At 35.2% G+C, this 22,795-nt stretch carries 13 protein-coding genes, 1 tRNA gene and 1 pseudogene; 7 read left to right on the top strand and 8 right to left on the bottom strand.

What is annotated here, in order from left to right; genetic code table 11:
- Positions 1-135: 135 nt before the first annotated feature.
- The gene (locus tag BC008_RS45885) at positions 136-1,923 is read right to left on the bottom strand and encodes an SUMF1/EgtB/PvdO family nonheme iron enzyme (protein WP_036265741.1); all 1,788 of its coding nucleotides are present in this window, start codon (positions 1,921-1,923) and stop codon (positions 136-138) included.
- Positions 1,924-2,744: 821 nt separating this feature from the next.
- On the opposite strand from BC008_RS45885, the gene BC008_RS33315 reads away from it, so the two are divergent.
- The 3 genes from BC008_RS33315 to BC008_RS33305 all read left to right on the top strand — a co-directional run bounded on the left by BC008_RS33315 (position 2,745) and on the right by BC008_RS33305 (position 5,023).
- Positions 2,745-2,816 (top strand) — tRNA-Gln (locus BC008_RS33315).
- Between the two features lie 75 nt (positions 2,817-2,891).
- Positions 2,892-3,941, top strand: coding sequence for an ABC transporter permease (locus BC008_RS33310; protein ID WP_027843772.1), 1,050 nt, complete (start codon positions 2,892-2,894; stop codon positions 3,939-3,941).
- A gap of 554 nt (positions 3,942-4,495) precedes the next feature.
- The gene (locus BC008_RS33305; protein ID WP_058184278.1) at positions 4,496-5,023 is read left to right on the top strand and encodes a glycine-rich domain-containing protein; all 528 of its coding nucleotides are present in this window, start codon (positions 4,496-4,498) and stop codon (positions 5,021-5,023) included.
- Positions 5,024-5,103: 80 nt separating this feature from the next.
- Here the strand turns inward: BC008_RS33305 and BC008_RS33300 are convergent, their stop codons facing one another.
- The gene (locus BC008_RS33300) at positions 5,104-7,422 is read right to left on the bottom strand and encodes a tetratricopeptide repeat protein (RefSeq protein WP_027843773.1); all 2,319 of its coding nucleotides are present in this window, start codon (positions 7,420-7,422) and stop codon (positions 5,104-5,106) included.
- A 292-nt stretch (positions 7,423-7,714) separates the two neighbouring features.
- On the opposite strand from BC008_RS33300, the pseudogene BC008_RS48800 reads away from it, so the two are divergent.
- Both BC008_RS48800 and BC008_RS33295 read left to right on the top strand, forming a co-directional pair.
- A pseudogene (locus BC008_RS48800) lies at positions 7,715-7,882 on the top strand (IS701 family transposase); the annotation flags it as partial.
- Between the two features lie 666 nt (positions 7,883-8,548).
- Complete coding sequence (locus BC008_RS33295) at positions 8,549-9,247, top strand: response regulator (RefSeq protein ID WP_027843774.1); 699 nt, start codon at positions 8,549-8,551, stop codon at positions 9,245-9,247.
- A 73-nt stretch (positions 9,248-9,320) separates the two neighbouring features.
- On the opposite strand, the gene BC008_RS33290 is transcribed toward BC008_RS33295, so the two are convergent.
- From BC008_RS33290 to BC008_RS33270, 6 genes are all read right to left on the bottom strand, one after another.
- Positions 9,321-11,561, bottom strand: a complete 2,241-nt coding sequence (locus BC008_RS33290) for a substrate-binding domain-containing protein (RefSeq protein WP_027843775.1) — start codon at positions 11,559-11,561, stop codon at positions 9,321-9,323.
- A 657-nt stretch (positions 11,562-12,218) separates the two neighbouring features.
- Positions 12,219-14,450 (bottom strand): substrate-binding domain-containing protein, encoded by a 2,232-nt coding sequence (locus BC008_RS46985; RefSeq protein WP_235595980.1) that lies wholly within the window; start codon positions 14,448-14,450, stop codon positions 12,219-12,221.
- A 52-nt stretch (positions 14,451-14,502) separates the two neighbouring features.
- The gene (locus BC008_RS33280; RefSeq protein ID WP_027843777.1) at positions 14,503-15,405 is read right to left on the bottom strand and encodes a DUF1822 family protein; all 903 of its coding nucleotides are present in this window, start codon (positions 15,403-15,405) and stop codon (positions 14,503-14,505) included.
- Positions 15,402-16,097 (bottom strand): hypothetical protein, encoded by a 696-nt coding sequence (locus BC008_RS33275; protein ID WP_027843778.1) that lies wholly within the window; start codon positions 16,095-16,097, stop codon positions 15,402-15,404. Before BC008_RS33275 ends, BC008_RS33280 begins: the two co-directional genes overlap by 4 nt.
- Positions 16,069-16,209 carry a hypothetical protein gene (locus BC008_RS49875; protein ID WP_161938196.1) on the bottom strand — a complete coding sequence of 47 codons (141 nt, stop codon included), beginning with the start codon at positions 16,207-16,209 and terminating at the stop codon, positions 16,069-16,071. Before BC008_RS49875 ends, BC008_RS33275 begins: the two co-directional genes overlap by 29 nt.
- 1,378 nt (positions 16,210-17,587) lie before the next feature.
- Positions 17,588-18,925 carry a dihydroorotase gene (locus tag BC008_RS33270; protein ID WP_027843779.1) on the bottom strand — a complete coding sequence of 446 codons (1,338 nt, stop codon included), beginning with the start codon at positions 18,923-18,925 and terminating at the stop codon, positions 17,588-17,590.
- Positions 18,926-19,187: 262 nt separating this feature from the next.
- Here BC008_RS33270 and lepB point away from each other — a divergent pair, with 262 nt between their 5' ends.
- Both lepB and BC008_RS33260 read left to right on the top strand, forming a co-directional pair.
- Positions 19,188-19,835, top strand: a complete 648-nt coding sequence (gene lepB / locus BC008_RS33265; RefSeq protein WP_027843780.1) for a signal peptidase I — start codon at positions 19,188-19,190, stop codon at positions 19,833-19,835.
- A gap of 1,606 nt (positions 19,836-21,441) precedes the next feature.
- The gene (locus BC008_RS33260) at positions 21,442-22,755 is read left to right on the top strand and encodes a hybrid sensor histidine kinase/response regulator (protein WP_027846450.1); all 1,314 of its coding nucleotides are present in this window, start codon (positions 21,442-21,444) and stop codon (positions 22,753-22,755) included.
- Positions 22,756-22,795: the final 40 nt, after the last annotated feature.

Below are 22,795 nucleotides of genomic sequence, written 5' to 3'. Positions count from 1 at the left end.
GGTAATTGCCAGTTGTGGTAATCTTTCACTGATAACGGTAACCTTTGAGGGTTTATTATCAGCTGTAAACTGATGACTGATAACTGATAACTGTAGCCCGTAAGGGCGTGGCGTTAGCCATAAACTGATAACCGCTCATTCCGTAACACCATCACAAACTACTCGCAAGCCGATGTGATAAGGATTACTGTCTGGTATACCCCTCAGACGACTGGCAGAACGACAGGAGTCAGGAAAACTATGCCACGAACCGCCCCGCAGTACTTTCCTTTTAGTTTCACTAATTTCTATATCGGCTGTGCTGCCTGGGAGGGTGATATCGTAGTTTTCCCGCCAGTCATCTTGGCACCATTCCCATACATTACCGTGCATATCATATAAGCCAAAAGGATTCGCAGGGAAAATACCAACATTTGTTGTTTGCTGGCGATACTTACCTTTTGGACCTCCTGCATAACTACCTTTATACTCTATATCCTCATCTGCCCAATCTGTTCCCCGGTAATTTGCCAAGCTCATCGAGATAGTTTCACCAAAGTAAAATGGAGTGCTTGTTTTAGCTCTACAAGCATATTCCCATTCAGCCTCAGTAGGTAAGCGCATATTCATCTTAGTGTGAACGCTTAACCTGGCACAAAACTCCTGTACGTCATTCCAGGATACTTTTTCAACAGGTCGATCAAGGCCCTTAAAATATGATGGATCTGGATCTAAGTCAATTTTAAGCTTGGGGAAACAAGCAACGCGTGCCCATTGAGCTTGGGTTACGGTAAACTTACCCATGAAAAATGGTTCCACAATGACAATTTGTTGTGGTCCTTCATTCTCTAATCTTTCTAACTCCCATGCTGGCGAACCAATCATAAATTGACCACCGGGAATTGCTATCATCTCCTTTACTACACCCTCGCCCAAATCCAAAGTAAAAAATTCGGCTATTCCTTTTTTCTTCTGAAGCTCGCAGGTTTTCCCTATCCCCAAAAAGCGGGATCTAACATAGGCTATGGTTGCGAACTCAAATTCAAATGACTGAGTTTTAATTTTGGCTGGAATTTTCTTGGGCAAAGATGTTGGGGATAATTCTTTTGATGATGGTTCGCTCTCTCCAATTTCCTCAGTGGAAATTAACTGTTGCTTGACAGGATAAATTTCTCGTTCGTCTTTTGATTTGCCAACATCAGTAGGTAATTTTGCTTGTAGAATCTTATGATTTCCAAGCTCAATAGGAGAAAACTTCGGGGTTATGCTAGGAGAGTTTTCCTGAAACTTTTTAATCACATATTCGTGTAAATCATCAATATAAAAGTAAGCATCTTCATCTTTGTCAACAATAATTTTTTCAATACCTTCTATTAAATAACGGTGATAACTTAATAGTTCTGAAGCATCTGGGGCAAATAAATACGGCTTGGGAAGGCTATCAGCAACAGCTGCTGCTCCCCTTGCAAGGGACTGTTGCACACTTACGTTAACAACATTTTTGTTTTCTGAATTTTCTCCATGGGTGTCCCTAAAGTGACTGTCAAGGATGACAATTTGTCTTCTAGAAGAACTGCGGTTCATGCTTTCATGTAATATTCCAGCAGCTAATGCAGAGGAGCGAATCAAATCTCCAGTGTAACTTCTACGCGTTGTACTACTTGAAAGGTAAAGTTTACCTCCACTATCTTGAATACAATGACCGGAGTAAAAGAAGAAAATCAAATCATCACTTTGAGGATAAAGAAATAGATTTTCAATTTCTTCCTCCATCATCTGTAGATTTGGATTTGTCAATACTTTGATATCTTCTTCTGCAAAGCGACCAGCTTCCGAGCTTAATAACACTCGTCGTACTATATCGATATTATTTACTGTGCTTGGTAGCTGCTCTAAACCATGTTTATACTCGCTAACTCCAACCAATAGCGCCTTGTTTGCCATTTTAAATTCTCTAATTAAATTTTATTTATCTAGATTATAAAAAATAGTTGTATCATCCCTTGGAGTTAGCTTTAACCCAATAGAGCTAAATCCAAAAATTATTTCGGATATACAAATTACTTATTTAGTTTGTCGTTAAACTTTTATTGTCTCTTCTCTTACTTTAATAGTTTTTGCTCTGCTAGTTATATTACCGATAAATCGGTTGTTTTTTGGAGTTTATATTCACAGGTGAAAACACCTCAAAAACTCTGGCATTAACTATCAATACTTTTGAGCAAATACTTTTTAATTAATATTTTCAACATTAACGTAATATTCTACATTGATGTCGACCAATAAATCTATTTCTGAAGATATATTTGCAGCAATGACAATGGCGAAGTGGAAGATGCATTGCAGCGCTACGTGCAAGTCATTAATTTCCTGACTTAATTATGTAGTTCTATATCCAATGCTCCAAAAACTACATACTTTTCCAAAAACGGCTTACTCAGAGAAATAAAGCCAACCCGATTAAATACAGCTTCGGCTATACAAACTGTATTTGGAATGCGGATTGGCCTTTAAAACAGAAAGAAGGTTCTTTAAGATTCAGTGTACGGCTTATCTTTTACAGAAAAAATCCCGAAAAGTTCAGGAAAATTTAGTTTCAGATTGGTAAATACTTCGTACAGGTTAACCAAACTAAACCCACTCACCTCTCTCTTTATCTAATTTTTGCCGTTAAATAAAAATAGCCCTTAAAAAAAATATAATTTATCCCAAAAACCCTTGACAGTTCTTGGAGGTAGTTGATATGTTTATACAGGAAATAACGTTGGGGTGTCGCCAAGCGGTAAGGCACCGGGTTTTGGTCCCGGCATTCCTAGGTTCGAATCCTAGCACCCCAGTTCTCTACGAATGATATCCATGGATAACTATCTTGCTGGATTGTTTTTATATCCACTAAGATATTTATTATTTTTATGAATGAGAATAATCGTGCCCAGGTTTTATTAAAGATTTTCTCACCTTTAATAGCGATCGCATTGGCATTACTCATAGGTGCTATCTTCATCTTAATCGCTGGTGCTAATCCAATCGCTGCATATGCTGCACTGATACAGCAATCTCTTTTTACTTTCTTTGGGTTTGGCGATACTTTAAAAAAAATGACGCCATTATTGTTTACTAGCTTGGGAGTAATGATCGCCTTACGCGGAGGTTTATTCAATATAGGTGGAGAAGGACAAATCTATTTAGGTGCGTTGGGAAGTACTTTAGTTGGATTGTATGTTTCTGGATTACCTACTTTTATTCATATTCCATTAGCACTTTTAGCTGGTTTTATTTTTGGTGGAATTTGGGGCTTAATTCCTGGTTATCTTAAAGCGGTACGAGGTGTCAACGAAGTTATCGCCACGTTGCTACTAAATTATATTGCAGTAAATCTGATTAGTTATTTGGTGCAAAACCCACTTGAAGAAGCCAACGCACCGAGTCCTTATTCTCCTTTAATTGCAGAGTCTGCACGTTTACCGGTAATTTTTTCTGGAGGTTTTGTTCACGCTGGTATTTTATTGGCGTTAATCGCTGCAATAGTTACTTGGGTGTTATTAGAACTTACACCTTTGGGCTATCAAATTATGGCAGTTGGATTTAATCCTACCGCATCTCGTTATGCAAGAATTCCTGTAAAGCGCACTATGATTTTGGTCATGGTTTTAGCTGGTGGTTTAGCTGGTTTAGCTGGAGCTTCAGAGGTTATGGGGTTAAAATATCGCTTATTTGAACAGGTTTCTCCCGGTTTTGGTTTTGACGCGATCGCAATAGCTTTTCTTAGTCGTGGTAGTACTATTGCTGTAGTTTTGATTTCTTTGTTCTTCGGTGCTTTACAAAGTGGTGCGCGGGCTATGCAAAGTGTTGCTGGTGTACCTGTCACTATTGTTTATGCAATCCAAGGTTTGATGGTTTTATTTATTGCGATCGCTTTAGCAGTTGAGAGTTGGGTGAAGTTTTCCAAACCGCAAACGTAAAATCTATTTTTAAGGCTGATTCTTAAAGTTTGTTTTCAAATATTATTTTCATAACTTATTTTCAAGGCTGATATTAAAAGCTCATATTCATATTTTTCTATATACTTATTCTTTTACCAATGCCATGAATTAAGAATAAAATATTTTCATTTATTCAAACTAAATTAAGTATAGAAAACAAGTAAAAATATCAATAAATTTTGTTATTTTCATTATTCCGAAATCTTCATTTATTCTAGTGTATATATAAACTATCGGTAGATGAATTTTATTACTTATTAATTCAGATATGTTTCTATATATTTTTTATCAGTAAATCATATTTGGATAATCGAAATCTTATGCGAAATTCAAAGTATCATATTTCTAAAAATCATGCTCTTTCAATAAATTATTTCGCAATAGATATTAATTAATCTACATCTCAGAATAACTAAATAGTAAATTCACTCTAACATAAATTAGTCATAAAAATGTTAGCGTGATTTTTGCGAGCAAATCATCTAATGATTTATATTTCACTACTAAATTAAATTATTTCCTAGGATTACCAAATGAATATTTCTACTTTTGCAGATAAGCTAGAAAGATTAGATTTGCAATTAGTCGCAGATAAACTTATGTCATCAGAATATGGTTATGGATGGGATATGGAAAAAATACAACTAGCTATAGAGCGGTACAAAAAATTTTTAATTCTTCAATATCTTTATCCCAATTTTGAGTTAGTTCCTAGTAAAGAAATTGATGCAGTGTGGCACGAACATATTTTAGTGAATACACACCAATATATTCAGGACTGTCATTATCTATTTGGATACCTATTACATCATCGTTGGACTGATAGTAAAAAGGATATCTTAGAAAGTCAAAAAGCAAGAAGAGCTTTTATAACAACTAAGCAACTATTTATGGAAATATTTGCAGAGGATATTTTTGGGGAAACTACTTTTGAGGTTGCACCTTGTGTGGATTTACCAATATCTTCCGAAACTTCACTACAGATAGGCGCATGTCTTAACTTACCAAAATATTCATTCTCTGATGATGCACCTAGTTACGAACATTCCCAAATACTTTAATAGTTTTATACTTTTAATATGCTTTAAAATATAACTTTAAAGCATAAATATTTTTTATTTTAGCTCTTAATATTTAAGTCTTAATTAGGAAATAAAGACTGCATCTCTTTTGCTTCTGTAATCATTTTGAGACTTTCAAAACCTTCAGCAGCCTCTTTTGCTAACCGTTTAGCCTGGGTTAAATTACCTGTTATTTTTTCTAATTTAGCAAAGGTTGCTTTGTGAAAAGCAATGCTACGTTTATCTTTATGCCTTTGTGCCATTGGTAAGCTCAATTCTAGTAATTCCCTTGCTTCCTTGAGGTTACCTAATATTAGTGCAATATCTGCTAACCAATTGTGCATCGCTGCGGTAGCTCTTTGCCATCCAACTTTTTTAGCTTGTTCCAATGCTTTTCGAAAAAGTATTTGACTTTCTTGATAATTACCGCTTTGATAAGATATTCGCCCTTGGTAATAAAGAATATGAACTTGTTGTTCTTGAGATTCTAAATCCGATAATGAAGCTTGCTGTAATAGTTCTTGTTCTATGCCTAACCATTCTTTTGCTTGCTGCAATTTTTTCTGTTGAATATATAAAATTGCCATATTTGCAGCTAGATCTAATTGAAATTTAATTGTCTTATGGTGACGTAGATTCCAAGCTTCTTGGAGAAGCATTTCTCCTTCATCTAACTGACTTTTTTGGCGAATCCTCACTAAAGTGGATGCGCGATCGCATATTGCTTCCACAGCATTAGACCAATCACCAGCTTGTTTTGCTGCTTCAATTAACCAAGCAGCCCAATCCAAACGTTCATCCCAATAACCGCGAATATGAACGTAACCTTTAATATGTTGCCAAATCGCAAGGAAATCAGCATAGCGACCTTGGAACATACACCACTCCAACACACAACGAAGATTTTCCCATTCAGTTTCTAAATAACCATAATCAACATGCCATTCTTTCCAGTTAGAAGCTCCGTAAGCTTCTGAAAATTTGACGTACCAGTTTACCCATCGTTGTCGTAATTTTTGAGCGAATTCACGATGGGTAGCTAATTCTGCTAAAGCGTACTCGCGGGTAAGATTAAGTAAACCGTAGCGTCCTTGCTGCTGATAAACTAAAGAAAGTTGCTGTAATTTTGCCAATCCTCGATTGGTAATAATCGGATCTGACTTCTCAAAAGCTACACCAGCTGCTGTCTCTCTAGTTACAGGTTGTACAAACAGCGATAAGGTCATGAGTAAATAATGAGGAGGCTGATTCTTCAAGGAATTTACCGAGCCTGAAAAACAAAAACGGGCTACATCTCCTTGCGGATCTTTGATTTGTGGTAAAACATCTTCAAGGATATAACCTGCGGCCATTTGACCGATGGCATAGATAATAGCTGCTGGTATACCACTGACTCCATCAAATAATTCCTGAGATTCTGTCGGATTTATCGTTACACTTTTTTCTTTGGCTTCGTGTTGAATCAGTCGTAAACCATGTTCTCGCGGTAGACAACCTAGGCGGATAGGTACAAATAAAGCTTGCTCGCGGGTGGTAATAATCACCTTGACCGTTGGTGGTAAATCATAAAGTAAGGAGAGTACTTCCTGCTTATCCTCAATCGTTTCTAAATTATCAACAATTAGTAAAGTCCTGAGTTGAGATAATTTTTGTCGAATTATTTCTATTTGCTCTTGGAGAGGTAAATTACTAATTTCTGAAATGTCCAAAGTACGAGCAATTTCTCGGCATATTTCTCTGAGAGTACGCTCTTGAGTTAATCTTGGTAAAAGACCAATAGAAGTTAGATGATTTTGTTTCGCAGAGGTAAAAATTATTGCTTCAAAAGTAGGAACATCTGAGATAAAACCTTGATTTAAACTGGTTTCAAAGCAGCGGTAAGCAACTTCTACAGCTAAAGTTGTTTTACCCACACCACCGATACCATCAACACTAATTAGATGAGCAGAATGTTGAGGACTTAGTAGTTCCATCAACCTAATGATTTCTCTTTCCCGACCAACAAAAGCTGTGTATTCTCTTGCGGGTAAGTTTTGAAAAATACGAATTTTTTCGGGTGTTGGAATAAAAGTATACTTTCCTTCTGTTTGTGGAAAATTGCCAATACTCTTTTTGTTTGTAGTTTTTTCAAGATTTTTCTGAGGATGTTCTAACTGTTTTAATTTATTATTCAGAAAAATTCTGAGGCGGTTTTCCTTACCTCGGCTACTCCCACTGATATTCAGCTTTTTATAAACTTGTCCCATTCGCTTCAAGCAAGCATCCGCAGAAGTACTTAGTTCTGTGGCAATTTCCTCGTAACTTTGACCTTTCCCTAGACGTAATAGAAAAACAGCCTCTTGTTCTGGAGATAATTCATGCTCGTGGGCAATCTCAGTCAGAAAATCATGTGGCAACATTAGTCACAAAATTATTTTGATTGGTTACTTCTCAGTTTACTAAAATTTTCTGAATATTATCAGAGGATATCAGAGGGTAAATCTCTTCGTTGTTAGCAAACAGTAATTTTAACTACTTGATTTTATAATCTTACGGAATAAGATAGTTGTTAATTTGAGAATAAACAAGACTCGACCCCGACAAGTAGCAAACTTATTGAATCTATATCTAAGAAAACATACTAGACTCGTTTCGGCTCTGAATCGACTATAACTAAAATCAAAAATTTACTAGAAAAAGGGTATTACGCGTGGATGGAAGAGTAGTTTAAACAATCTTCGTTTAGTTGTGCAACCCATATTCTTATTTTGGCTTATTTATCCCTGGCTGAATGTTTTCCCAAACTCTAATTTGCTAATTGGCTTTAATTATTTAATTAGTGCAACAAATCAATTTCATCCCTTTTATTCTTTTGTGTAATTCAAGTTATTGCTTACTTCTTGATTTCAGAGAGTGATTCAAGAGGGATATTTCACACCCGTTCTAAATAAATCTTTTAAATCTACTCTGATTTTGTCAATCTTCAACTTCAACTTTAATTGTGAAATAAAATATTACAATTTTGAAGATATATATTTATTTTTTGAGATTTAATTTATCTTTAACTTTGTGCTGAACAATATGAAATTCCTGGCTGAATAACAGCCGAATTAACTATAAATTTTTCAGATTTGCAAAGTTATTTTTTTAATTTTTTCAGAGTATTTAATTTCTCAAAAATTACTAGTTCACTAGTGCCTTTTTTTATTCTATACTCTTCGTAAACACTTATATACTTACTCCTAAAGGAGGCTAACTTATAACTAAAGGTATAAAATTTAAATATTTTTCTAGTCTTTATCTTATTTTATGGGAACCAACAGAGGATTTATGAGTCTTTTGTTATGTTGTTTATGACATTTTCTGAAAGTGGTTAAATTTTGAGGCTAAGGCAAAAATAGAATCAAAACTTACCTTCAAGTACAAATACTCACTATTTTTATTGAGTAAATAAGCAAATTATGCAGAGATGCTTACAAGAGAATATTAAGTATCAGCCTTGCTCTCATTTTGTCCCACTAAAGGTTTTTTGAGTGAAAACGTAGCATGAAAAAATATCTGAACGGTAAAGCATCGCCTATAGTTCTATTAGTTGATGCTCATGAATTATCTTTGAGCAGAACTAGAGATTTACTAATCTCCTCCTATCCAGATTCTAAAATTATTACTGCACAAAGCATTGAAGATATTCTTAACAAATTTCCAAAACTAAAAATAGACCTGATAGTAATGGATATTTTGCTTCCAAACAGTCCTGGGGAAACCCCCCAGACTGCGACGGGAATCAATTTTCTTACTCATCTACTCGGTAATTATCCCAAACTTAATATAGTTATCCACAGCGAGCAGATTAGATCTCTAGTACCCATGAAACAAAAGATTTATTCTCACATTGGAGGTTTTACTGTTGTGAATAAAACCCTTGCAAGTGAGGAAATAATTACCAGAGTAAATTGGGCTTTAGAACAACTAACTTATGTTAAAGACATCAAAGATATTAAAGTTATTGACTCCGAACTAGAACTCAAACCAGAATGGCTTAAACTAGTAAATCTGGCATTTAGAGAAGGATTTAAAGATAAAGTAATTGCTAAACATATGTGTGTATCAGAACGTATGGTTCGCCATTACTGGGATAGAGTGCAAGAAGCTCTGAATATAGATTGCGAAGAATTAAAAAATCAAGGTAAAAATTTACGAGTTATAACCCAAATCAGAGCAAGAGAAGCAGGTTTGATTGATTGATTCTATTAATCACCAAATCGAGCTTTGTAATCGGGTTTCATAAAATGATATGAGACTCTTAAAAGATAAAATATTATTTATTCTTCGCATTCAAGATTGGAATAAATTCTGCTTCTTGAATTAAAGTATGTCCTTGATTTGTTGCAAATAGCTTGGCGTAAGCTTTTGCTGCTTCATGTTTATTTTGATCTTTTATTGTCTTGGATTTTATGTCCTCATTTATTTTAGTAATAATATATAGTGGTCTTGATATGGGATATCTATGAGTTTGAAAAGCCTGTAAATTAACCTGATTGCGAGGTCTTGGACATTGAGAAAGAGGAATAAATGGTCTCTTATAAGGAGTAATTAATTGGTCGCTTCTTTCTCCAATCGCTAAAGATTTGACACTACATTGTGGAATAACTTCAGATGCAGAAGCATAATAAATTGCTCCTGGTTCAACTCCCACTTTTTTTAAAGCTCGTGTTGTGAAGCTAACAAATTTAACATTATCGCCAAAACTTTCATCCCTAAGGATTTTGTGTTTAAAAAACTCAACTGTTCCTGATTCTTTTGGATGACGAGAATAAACTGTAATTGGAAGATCGGGTCCACCAAAGTTTTCCCAGTTACGAATTTTACCAGTATAAATATCTCTAAGTTGAGCGACAGTTAAACCAGAAATATTAAGACTAGGATTTACCGCAAGCGCAATACCATCAATCACTACTGGAATTTGTTGGAGTCTAAAGCCTTGCTCTTTGGCTTTTTGACGTTCTGAATTGGTAAGAGATCGGGAAGATAGAGAAAAATCGAGTTCGTTGTTCAACAACATTTTTATCCCGGTACCAGAACCAGGAGCATCTACACTAGAATCCGTATATTTTAATTTAAATTGGGGGTGGGTATTTTTAATGGCTTCCTCAAATTTTTCACGTATTGGAACCCAGCTAGTACTCCCTCCATAACGCCAGCTTCCCTTTGGAAGATTTATAGAGTCAAAATCATTTTGTTTTGTTTCTATAACCTCATCTTCGGTAGATTCTGTAAAAGGTGTTTCATAAACGTATAATAAAGCCGAACCTAGAACTAAGAAAGCTACAATTACATAAAATAGATTCCATAAGTTTCTAATATTTATAATCTGTGACTGACGATATTTTAAATTTTCTCTTTTCTTAAAAATAATTGAATTAAAAGTTTTTTCATCGGTCATTTCATCCCAGGAAAATATATCTATTTCTGGGGAAAGATAGATTGTCGGTAGCCGATTTGCTCCAGGATAACAAGTTTGATGAAAATCATCAAATTGAAAATATTCTAAGTACTTGCGTGCTGTATGAACAGCAGTAAAAATTGATTTATTCTGAGCAAAATTCCTGAAAAAATATTTCAAAAATTCTATCGCTGCAAGATTTGGTAAAGGCTCTTGCATCACAATAGATTGGGGCAAATTTAACTGTGACAGTTGTTGTGCCAATTCCAATCCATCACAACCATTAAAAATTACTAATTGCAATCCTTTTTCAATAGTCTTTTTTAAACCCTCTATAAGTTGTTCTATACTGAAACTATCTTTTTCGTTTAGCTCAATCCAACCAATAGATTCATCATCTTTCTTGCCACTATGACCAGTAAAGATAAAGATATGAAAACCGATTTTATCTCGCAGCGCTTCGTGTAATTCTTTGAAGCTTGGTTGCATTAAACAAACAACACTTGCCCCATTTTCCTTTAAATCTTCAATAAATTCTAAATCCTCTCTAATAATATTGTTACTTCTACCTATAACCAATAAAATTCTAATCTCCTTACTTTTTGGAAGAGAGTTAATGATTATTTTGTTGAGATTTTTGGGGATACTCAGAGCAATTCCCGCTTGGGGATAGTATTTTTGAAATATATCCCATTCTTCCCAGGGAAGATGCTGGAGCAAAGTATCTTCCGTCTCAATAATTACAGACGTTTCTTCATCTATTTGCTTTAGTTGTTGTGCAATTTCTACTAGCTTATTCAGAATTGGCTTCCATCTCAGATCGCCAGAGTTGAGCCATTGATTTAGACGCTTTTTCACCGCGATCGCATCTTCGGGGTTGTAATAGTTAGCAACGCTTTTAGGTATGAGACGTATTCCTGGTTTGGGAGCAATACAAGCACGCACGCTCTTTATTTGATAATAAGCCGATTGCCATTGTCTCAAAGATGATTCTAACTCTAAAGGGAGTGACAATAAAAAGCCTTCAGTTTCAACTTCGAGTTGCTCTACACTCAGTTCCACATTCCATCCTTTCGGTTGGTGGTTTTCTCTGAACTTAAGTTTGAGAAGTATCATTTTGATTCGCGTTAATTTATCTAATCGGACCTACAAAATCATCAAAAGTATGGAAGTATACTTTGGAACTATAAAGTTTACAGTTATAATCCTTGGGTATTAAATGTTTTGAGTTCTGATTATGCTCTCAAAATTCATGCGGTAATAGTTTAGTTACTTTTTCTCTAATTGATGTTAAGAAGAAAAAATAACCCAAAAAATAGCAAGAATAAAATACTCGCTGGTTTTCTATATATTCAATTTTTTTAACTATGTAATTTTATAAGCTGTTTGTTAAATTAAGCTTAATTTTAGTTAAGTAAAGTCTAATATTTATTAAACAAAAATTAACTAATACAAGGTTTTTATGAAAATCTGCAGTTTGAACATTGTCTAGATAATTACCTCACTTTTTGCTATTTCTTCAATCATTATCTTAATTTCTTCATCTGATAACAGAAAGGGTATTTATCTACAAATTTATAACCTAGTGTCATTAATGAGTAAGAAGTAATTAAACAAACATCACTCGGGAACTAATTTTTTCAATTTTATTAGATTGTAATTAATTAAAGTCAGAATAACTTAACAAACTCAAATTAAAATGAATTCACCTAGGAAAGAGATTTAATGACACCCCCTTACATAGGTGAATCATCAGTTTTGTTGAAAGGTCACTTATTTCTTCAGGTTTATAGGAATAAATCCAACTTCTTCAATTAAGATATGTCCTTGATTCGTATCAAATAATTTTGCATAAGCCTTTGCAGCTTTGTATTTATCTTGGTTTTCCCCAAGGTTGGATTCGGAATTTTTATAAGCCTTAGTAATTACATATAATGGGCGCGATATCGGGTAACTATGACTTTGAAAAGCTTTGATATCTACTCGATTACGTTGTTGCGGACACTCAGAGAATGGAACAATCGGCTTTTGATAAGGAGAAATCAAATGATCGGTTTCTCGTCCTAGCGGTAAAGACTTGACATTGCATTGGGGAACAATCTCTGAAGCTGTTGCATAGTAAATACCTCCAGGATTGGCTCCTACATTTTTCAAACCTTGTGTGGTTGTAGGAACAAACTTGACATCGCTACCAAAATTTTTATCTCTGAGGACTTTATGCTTAAAAAAATCAACTGTACCTGATTCTGCTAAACTACGGGAATAGGGTATTATCGGTAAGTCTGGGGCTCCAACCTGTTGCCAATTGCGAATTTTACCCATGTAAATATCCCTCAGTTGGGTGATAGTTAAACCAGGAATTTGAAGATTGTGGTTTACAGCAACAGCAATTCCGTCAACAGCAATTGGAATTTGTATGAGTTTGAAACCTCTTTCTTCTGCTATTTGACGTTCTTTATCTTTTAGACTTCGAGAAGACAGAGAAAAATCAAGCTCATCATTCAAAAGCATTCTTATTCCAGTCCCAGAACCAGGAGGTTCCGTACTTGAATTCGTATATTTTAATCTGAAGTGAGGATGTGTAATTTTTAGCTTCCGTTCAAATATTTCGCGTATTGGAGTCCAACTAGTACTCCCTCCATAACGCCATGTTCCCTTGGGAAGATTTATAAAACTCAAATCACCTTTTTGATTGCTTTCTTTTACTGTCCGATCATTTCTTAAAGGTATGGTAAAAGGAGTTTTGTAAATATAGAATAGGGTTGAACCTATGAGCACAGCAAGTATGCCCATATAAAAAAAATAACCCGGGTTTGTAATCAAAGAATTACGTTTTTTTGTTTTTTTATTTTTCCTGAATATCATTGAATTAAATTTTTTTCCGTCAGCCATTTCTTGCCAATTTAATGTATCTACATCTGGTAAAACACAAACTATTGGTAGCCAAGTGGCACCAGGGAAACAAGTGTTATTAAAATAATCTAACTGGAAATGTTCTAAGTGTTTACGTGCTGTATGGACAGCATCAAAAATAGATTTATTATTAGAAAATTCCTTGAAGAAGTATTTAAAAAATTCTACCGCAACCAGGTCTGGTACTGGTTCGCGCATCACAATAGAATGGGGTAAATTTAATTGTGCTAGTTGATTGGCTAATCCTAAACCATCACAAGAATTAAAAATTGCTAACTGCAACCCTCTATTTATTGCTTCCCGCAAAGCTTCTTTAAACTGCTCTATATTCAAGCTATGTTTATCATTTAGCTCAATCCAGCCAATGGTACCATTATTTTCACTTCCGCTATGTCCCGTGAATACGAAGATATGGTAACCATCTTCATCCCACAAAGCTTCACACAATGACCTAGGAGTCGGTTTAATTAAGCAAACAACTTTTGCTCCATGATTTTCCAAATCCTGAATGATTTCCAGATCATTTTGGGTATTAATACCATCACTTCTACCCACAACAACTAAAATTCTCATGTTTTGGCTTTTTGGGAGAAGTTTAATGGTTGTTTTATTTGAACTCTTGGGTAAACTGAGGGCTATTTCCGTCTGGGGATAGTATTTTTCAAAAATACTCCATTCTTGCCAAGGAAGCCGTCTCAAATCAAGATCCTTGGCATCAATAAGTACAAAAATTTCTTCATTGGTAGACTCCAGCTTTTGTGAAATTTCTATTAATTTATCCCGGATTGGTAGCCACCTCGGATCGCCACTATTAAGCCATTGGTTAAGATCTTTCCTTACAACTGCAGTATGTTCAAAACTAGAATATCTTGTCATACTTTTTGACACGATCCGGCTACCAGGTTTGGGAGCAATACAGGAACGTACTGAATCTATTTGGCGATAAGATGATTGCCACTTGCTTAAAGATGATTCTAATTCTGGAGATAATGGCGGTAAAAATCCTTCAGCTTCAACTTCTAGTTGTTTTTCCGTTAGATCTACATTCCATCCCTGTTGTGAATTTCCTCTAAGTTTAAGTTTGACAAGCACTATTGCCGTCTCCTTTGCTGTTACTGTTTGTTTGTGCGTTATTGTTATGCGTTCAAACGACAAAATCTTCTTTAATCGTTGTGTCTCCTAATATCAACATCACACTGAATTTTTCTTCGTGTTTGCAACTAAACTCCAGTTGAATCCAATTGTCGATATTTCTTGACTGAACTTCCATGCAAGGGTTGTGGTCTTCGTCAAGGATTACCAGTTGTAAATCTGCGGGTAAATGGGTTTCATCTTCACCAGGATAAGTTCTAACTCTAATATCAAAAACATCAGCAACATTAGAGGTTAACTGCACCATAAGTACCACTTGTTTACCGACATTAACAACTTTTGCCCGACTAACAGACTGGCTCTGAGACTCAAGGGTTAAAGGATCGGCAATAGCATTACCTCTTAAATTATGAGAAATCAACAACTCGGGAACTTGCCAATCTTGCTTAAATATTCCCTCAAGCCATTGACGTAAGTTGACAATGTGAATTGTTTCAAGTAAAGCCTCTAAAGGTTGCAAATCATTTAGTTCAATGGTCTCCGATGGTTCCAAAATCGCATTTATGGAAATAAAACCCAACAGTTTTACAGCATCGAATTTTCGGTGAAATTGAACTACAACATAACCAATTCGGTCGATAGTTGCTTCTGGTGGTAAAGGTATAGTTTTTTCGCCCGGAAGCACCGGAAGACATTCTAATTTACCAACATTGACTATCTCCAAATCAGCTGCATCAAATATTGCTCTTAAGCTTTTATGCCAACTGTCTCCTGTAAGTGTAGTTTTTATATTTAACCATGTAAGATAGCTGTGTACGGCATAAACCGCTAGAGTATTTAAATAAACTTTTTTACTTTTTTCTAAAGAATATTGTTCTGCAGCAAATTCCTCTGCTAATTTATGGGCGCATCTACTTAAAGGAATATTTATATGATAATATTTGGTATCAATCATTGATCGAGCTCCAAATTTGTACCTATTTCTCTTAATAGCGGCAAGCATTTTCTCTTCCAATGAGAGTAAATAGTTTGATTGCTACTATTTAACTGTCTGGCAATATCTGCAATTTTATGAGGTGGTTGATACAACAATAAGCGCATTGCTAATTGTTGACAGTTACAGTCCGGATTTTTTTTCAGATGACAATTTTTTAATTTGCCGGTTTTATCTTCTTCTATATAGCGTTTAATCCGCTCGCCCCAATATTCGCGATCGCGCTTTTGCATTTGAGCAATTTTTAGATCCAGTAAATTTAAAGTCGTACTTTGCCACCTCATATCAGGCAACATATCCAACATCGAAACCTTATCGTTATCATCATTAATATTTAATGGTTTATCCAAACTGATGGTATATTTCCCATCTGCTGCATATAGATCTTTAATCCGCCATTTCAGGTAGCCGTTAATCCATTGAGTTAGACTTTGTTGAACCGAAGAAGAATGGGGCTGAAAATCACAAATCTTTTTACAAACCCATTCCCAAGTTTTATTTAAAGCTTCTGGATAATCTTGATGGGATGACTTGTATATACCGGGAAACTGCTGAATTATTATTAGTAATCGGTTTAAAGCTTTACGTTTCTCTAGGCTATGTTCCGGGTAGCACCGCAATTCATCAAGAAGTGCTTGAAGCTGTTCTTCCACACCAATCTTTCTCCCTAGCAATTTTATTCTTTAATTTACTTAAATTTAAAATAGCTTTTACTGCAGAACATTCTTGTTTATATTCAGTATATTTTTGATTATTGGCGATCATTTCCGCTTTGCACTAATTAAGAATTCATTTTGAATCGGTGTTTTTGCTAAATTATTATATTATAGCTAAGTAGTAACACTATATTTTTGAGAAATTAGAGTATATTTTTCGATTCAAAATTCGATTGATAAAATAATTTTTATGTAATTAGACTTATATTTAGGCAGTTATGTAATTTTTCCTAATATTGCTATACTTTGTAAGATCTAGTTAGTATTGATTATTGTAACTAATGTAAATAACAATATAACAAAAAATATACCAACCAATTCTTGCTAGGAGTATTTTGAGCAAGAATAGTTGGCAGGATAAAATTGTTTTTTTCTGATAAAAGGTTTAACAAAATGCAAGTAAACTACTGAATTTAAATGAATTTTCAATACATCTTCAAATTTATGAACTTGATATTAGTATGTTTACTTGCAATATAATAAACTTTTCCAGAATCTGTTTTCATTCACATATTTTTACTGATACGTTCAAGGACAAATTGTATCATTGCAATGCAAATGTCAATCTACCACTACCCCGTTCACAATCGAATATTTCTCTCATGATTATGTATGTCCCAAATCTAAATTTAAAATATTATTCCGCAACTATGCGATTTATTGTCACTTTCTACAGACAATTAGATAATTTACTACTGCTTGCGCCCACAAAAACGAACTAGTGAGTCGATATAGATGCAGCAAAAACACTTGTTACGGTGTATTGCAATGCATAAATCACCCCACCAACCGTTTTTGGTAAAGCAGTTAGTTAATAAACCTATTTTGATTGCCTGAAAACTCAAACAGAAAAAGCAGAAACTATTTATTTGTCTCTAATTTTTCATGATTTTATTAAGATGTTTGTATTTAGTATTGCAGTTATATAAAAGACATGCATGAGTATATCCTCGTAAGAAGAATAAAAAAAAAGTTCCACAGGTATTCGTTATATTCCGGGATAATTTTAGGGGGCAGAAGACCTAGGATTAAGATAAAAAAAATACAATTATCATAAACTTTAAAGAATTTTTGTAAAACGAAATTTTTCTAGCCGTAAAAACTATTCATAGGTGTTTCAGCATACAAAATATGTAGAGACATTTTATGAGGACGTCTCTACAATTACAGTTTTTAGAAATACATTTTATCGCTCATGTGAAAAGCGACTAAAGTTTTATCAGCGTCGTGTTTATTCCACGCGCTACGCGAACGCAAAAAGAAGGGCAGTACCAACCGCAAGAAAGCAATTAATAAACTTGGTAGACTCTCCCCGAGTCTATTAAAGAAAAATCCTCAAGCCTTTCAGGCTGAGGAGTGTGAATGTCAAAAGATGTGCACAGATAAAGTCTTAAATCCCCAAATAAAACTTTGGAAATAGAAAAATGTTAACTCGGTAGAGGCGTGTCGACGAACCTTAAAGCTTGACCCCGGACTTCAGTATTCGGGCGACCTTTCTCATAAGCGATTTGACCACCTACAATAGTAACCACCGGCCATCCCGTCAGATTCCAACCTTCAAAAGGGCTCCAACCAGATTTGCTTAGTAATTCTTCCCGTAATACGGGTCGATATTTCTTCAAATCTACTAATACTAGATCGGCATCATACCCAGGAGCGATCGCACCTTTATTAGGGATTCCATATGCCTTCGCCACAGCAGTTGACATCCAGTTAGCTACTTGAGAAACCGTACATTTGCCCTCAACTGCAGCAGTTAACATTAAGGGTAGAGAAGTTTCAACTCCCGGCATACCTGAAGGGGTGTTGGGGTACTCCTTAGCTTTTTCTTCCAAGAGATGGGGCGCATGATCTGTGGCAATAAAATCAATCACACCGTCACGCAAAGCTTGCCATAAAACTTCATTATCGTGGGTTGTCCGCAAAGGGGGATTCATCTGTGCTAAAGTCCCAATTTTTTCATAGGCACTAACATTTAAAAGCAAATGTTGTGGCGTGACTTCGGCAGTAACCCAATCAGGTTTTGATTCCCGCAGCAAATCGGCTTCATCCGCCGTTGACATGTGCAAAATATGTAAGCGCCGTTGGTACTTTTTAGATAGTTTTAAAGCCAGTTTCGTCGCAAGTAGTGCTGTTTGATTATCTTGGATTTGGGAATGAATCGCTGGATCGTGAATTCCGGCAAATTGCTCTCGTCTTTGCTTTATCCTCATCTGATCCTCGGCATGAACAGCAATCAAGCGTTTGCCCCGAGCAAATATCCCATCTAATACTGCTTCTTCATCAACTAATAGCTTGCCTCCCATGGAACCCATAAAAATTTTAATCCCGCATGCTGGTTCTACCGCTAGCAAGTCTGCAACATTGTCTAATGTTGCTCCAATGAAAAAACCATAATTAACCAAGCATTTTTGGGCTGCCCGTTCTAACTTATCATCCATTTCTACTTGGGAAATTGTCGGAGGACGAGTATTAGGCATTTCCAAAAAAGAAGTTACTCCCCCTTTAACACAGGCACAACTTGCAGTAAATAAATCTTCCTTGTGTTCTAGTCCGGGTTCCCGAAAATGCACTTGGGGATCGATAACTCCTGGCAACAAATTTAGCCCTTGTGCATCAATTTCTCGAGCTGCTGTTACATTGTCAATTGATGATGCAACATCTAATATCTGACCTTCGTCAATGAGTACATCCCCGATACTCAATTCTCCATTGGCTAAAATAATGTTTGCACGGCGGATCAGTAAACTATGTGAAGATGTCATAGAGTTAGCAGGGTAAAAACGATGAATAAATCATGACAGAGTAACGTGCTTTTGGGTTAAACTGAGATGCACGATTTACTATAAGTTATAAATTTTTGCAGATTATGCCAAAATTTGAGTTTTAACTGTCTATTCTTTTCTCAAAACCTTCTAATCGCCATTTTTCGGCATCTCATCGTTAGAATGAATAAATATATTCTTTGTGACCTTCCTGTTGGGCAGTTTACTTACTTTCTTGTTGTCTGTAATTAATTAATTAAAGATGCAAAATCAAGTGTCCGATCAAAATTCCAGTCAACAACCAGATAATTCCTGGATTGCAGAACTAGTTAGAACAATTTTACTTAGCATTCTTCTAGCTTTAGGAATTCGTACTTTTGTTGCTGAGGCACGCTGGATACCGTCTGGTTCAATGGAACCAACTCTGCACGGTTCACCAAACCAATGGGAAGCAGATAAGATCATTGTAGATAAAGTGAGCTATAAATTTTCCGATCCTAAGAGAGGAGATATTGTAGTTTTTTCACCCACAGAAAACTTACAGAAAGAGCAATATCAAGACGCTTTTATTAAGCGGGTTATTGGCTTGCCAGGAGAAAAAGTTGAACTAAAAAATGGCCAAGTTCATATAGATGGTAAACCATTAGCTGAAAAACAATATTTGGATCAAGAGCAAAAAACAGAAATTAGTGTTTGTCATTCTTCCCAAAATTCCCCATTTTTAGCTCAAACAGAAACTATTCCGGCGAATTCGTATTTAGTGTTAGGAGATAATCGTAATAGTAGTTATGACAGTCGTTGTTGGGGCGTTGTACCAAAGGAAAATATCATTGGTAAAGCTGTACTTAGGTTTTGGCCTTTGAATGAAAAGTTTGGCTCTATTGATCGAGGAAATCCTTTGTATAAATAAAAAATATTCTGGTTCTGCACTATAAATGATTGTGCGCTCGGAATTTTATTTACTGCATTCATTTAAATGTCAATTAATAAAATTCCCCTCTAGTACCTGTTATGCCAAGTTATTATTTGAGCTTTACAGAGCACTTACAAATAAAAAAATCGAGGTGTTCAACTCATGTGAAGAACCTAAGGAGTTAGCAAATAAGACTAATTATTGAACAATATATTTTTAGGTTTTATTTTTAGTTTTGTGCTTGGATCTTCTACTATAAAGATTCCTAAAAACCTGAAATAATTAACATCGCCAATACATTGGTGAGTAAATTAACTCATCAATTTTAGCAAGCTTTTGCTATAGGCAAACCAGACAATAACAGTTCTATAAAAAAATATCTAGAATACCGTTAATTAACTTTTACGGTTTCGGGAGGTAAATTCGTCTCAAGTTAGTCTTGAGTTATTTATGCTGCCTCGATTAAATTAATAAACTGGGGACTCACGCAAAATTTAAACAATTACGTCATTGCGCTGTCGCTAAGCCCTAACTCTACACCTGCTTGCTTCTTAGTAACTATCGCAATGAAAAATTTTGTTTGTGTGAGTCCTAAAATTAGGAAAGTTTTTGATGCGATCGCTGTCATACAGCGCTACCTGTAGATCAAAATAAACCGCACTACTACTAACATCACAAGCACGGAACTGAGGACCAAGGATTTGCTAACGCAAGTTGCTAGTAGTATTTTTCATTAATTCTGCTGGGTAAGCTAAGGTTTGTAGTAGTGCTTCAGACTTGAAATTTGTAGTAGTGCTTCATATCATGTCCGCTTAATTACTTATGAAAAAATATGTTTGTTTGTAGTAGCGCTTTAGCGCCATAGTAAAGATATTGGCGCTAAAGCGCTACTACGAACCTTATCGCAAGTGTTTTACCGGACATGATATCAGCACTTGAAAATCAGAACTTTAATGGGCTATTAGCGTCAGCGTGTCCATCAGGACATAGCCTAACTACAGACCAATAGAACTTACGCAAAATTAACGTCATTACGTCATTGAAAATCAATTTAATATTTTGGCGAAATAGTCAAGTTCCCAAGATACAAATCAAAAAAAATATAAGTAGACTTGGTCCTTCAGAGAAGCAAAATCTTATTTGAATTAATCTAATTGAATTAATCTAACTGAATTAATCTAACCTAACGATCACAAAAATTCGCCAATTTCCTTTAAATTCAGATATGGTGGTAATTTTTGTATGCTAGACCGCATTTTGCTGAGTAAATGATATTTTGAGAAGCCTCTTATCATCAGCAAGGAAATTAGCATTATTAAGAGATATTATAACTACACTCCTATGCTCTGATAAATCCCCACGCTCTGCCTAAATGTGTAATTTGGTTTTCACAAATGCTGCAAAACTATAGCTAGAGTTTTTATACCTATAAGACCGGATAGTCAATTGGCAAATAGAAGATTTTATTATGTGTTTCTACTTGGAAACAACATCTCGGAGTTGTATTTTATCATCATTCTTGGTTGGATATATACCTATAATATAAACTGCTGCCATTTTTTAATTTGATAGTGAATAAAATTATCGACAAAATTACTAAAAAATGAGTTTAAATAAAAATAGAAAATATAAAGGAAATATACTTATAGTAGACGACACGCCCGATAATTTGAGGCTTTTGTCGGCAATGTTGACAGCTCAAGGCTATGAAGTTCGTAAAGCCTTAAGTGGAAAAATGGCGCTAACTGCTTGCCAAATGTTATTACCAGATGTGGTTTTACTAGATATTAATATGCCTCAAATGAATGGCTATGAGGTGTGTCGTCAGCTAAAAAATGATGATAAAACTTGTGACGTACCAGTAATTTTTATTAGTGCTCTTGACGATGTACTAGATAAAGTTAAAGCCTTTGATGTTGGTGGAGTTGATTATATTACTAAACCTTTCAATGGCACAGAAGTATTACTGCGAATTGAAAATCAAATTAATCTTCGTTGGTTACAAATTAAACTGCAAGAAAAAAATGTATTATTGCAACAAGCGCTGGATGATTTAAAAGCTGCCCAAGTTCAACAAATTCAAAATGAAAAAATGGTAGCATTGGGACAGATGGTAGCTGGTATTGCCCATGAAGTAAATAATCCAATTAGTTTTATCTACGGTAATCTTGACTACGCTCGTCAATATGTACAAAATTTGGTGAACTTAATACAGGCTTACCAAACAGAATATCCCCGCCCCACAAGTAAAATTCAAAAAATAATCCAAGATATAGATTTAAATTTTGTCATCAATGACTTACAAAATCTTATGGGGGCTATGTACAGGGGTGTAGATCGGATTCGTTCTATGGTGCTAGCGCTACAAAATTTCTCCAGACATGATGAAGCTCAAATGAAACAGGTTGATATTCATCAGGGGATTGAAAGTACTTTGGTAATGTTGCAACATCGACTTAAAGAAACTGAAAAGCGACCAGCAATCCATATTGTCAGAGAATATGGTAGTTTACCACTAGCAACCTGCTATGCCAGCGAACTCAATCAGGTGTTTATGCATTTGCTCAATAATGCCATTGATGCTTTAGATGAACAAAAACAAATAGCAAATAAAAGCGCTTCCCAGGCGAAAATGCCGCCATCACAGCCGCAAATTCGGATATCTACTCAATCTTTGAATACCGACCGAATTAGAATTTCGATAGCCGATAATGGAGCGGGTATTGATGAAGAAGTGCGTTCGCGTTTGTTCGACCCCTTTTTCACCACTAAACCGGTGGGAGAGGGTAGTGGCTTAGGTTTGTCAATTAGCTATCAAATTGTGGTGCAAAAGCATAAAGGAATGCTTGACTGTACTCCTTTAACCGAACGCGGTGCCGAATTTGCAATTGAGATTCCAGTAAACCAGCCAAATTAATTTGTAATCTACTACTCTTTTCAGTCACCAATTAGCATAA

Origin of the sequence: Mastigocoleus testarum BC008 (assembly GCF_001456025.1) — a bacterium.
Classification (GTDB): domain Bacteria; phylum Cyanobacteriota; class Cyanobacteriia; order Cyanobacteriales; family Nostocaceae; genus Mastigocoleus; species Mastigocoleus testarum.
Note: the sequence above shows the minus strand (reverse complement) of the source record. Positions and strands in the feature narration are given on the sequence as shown.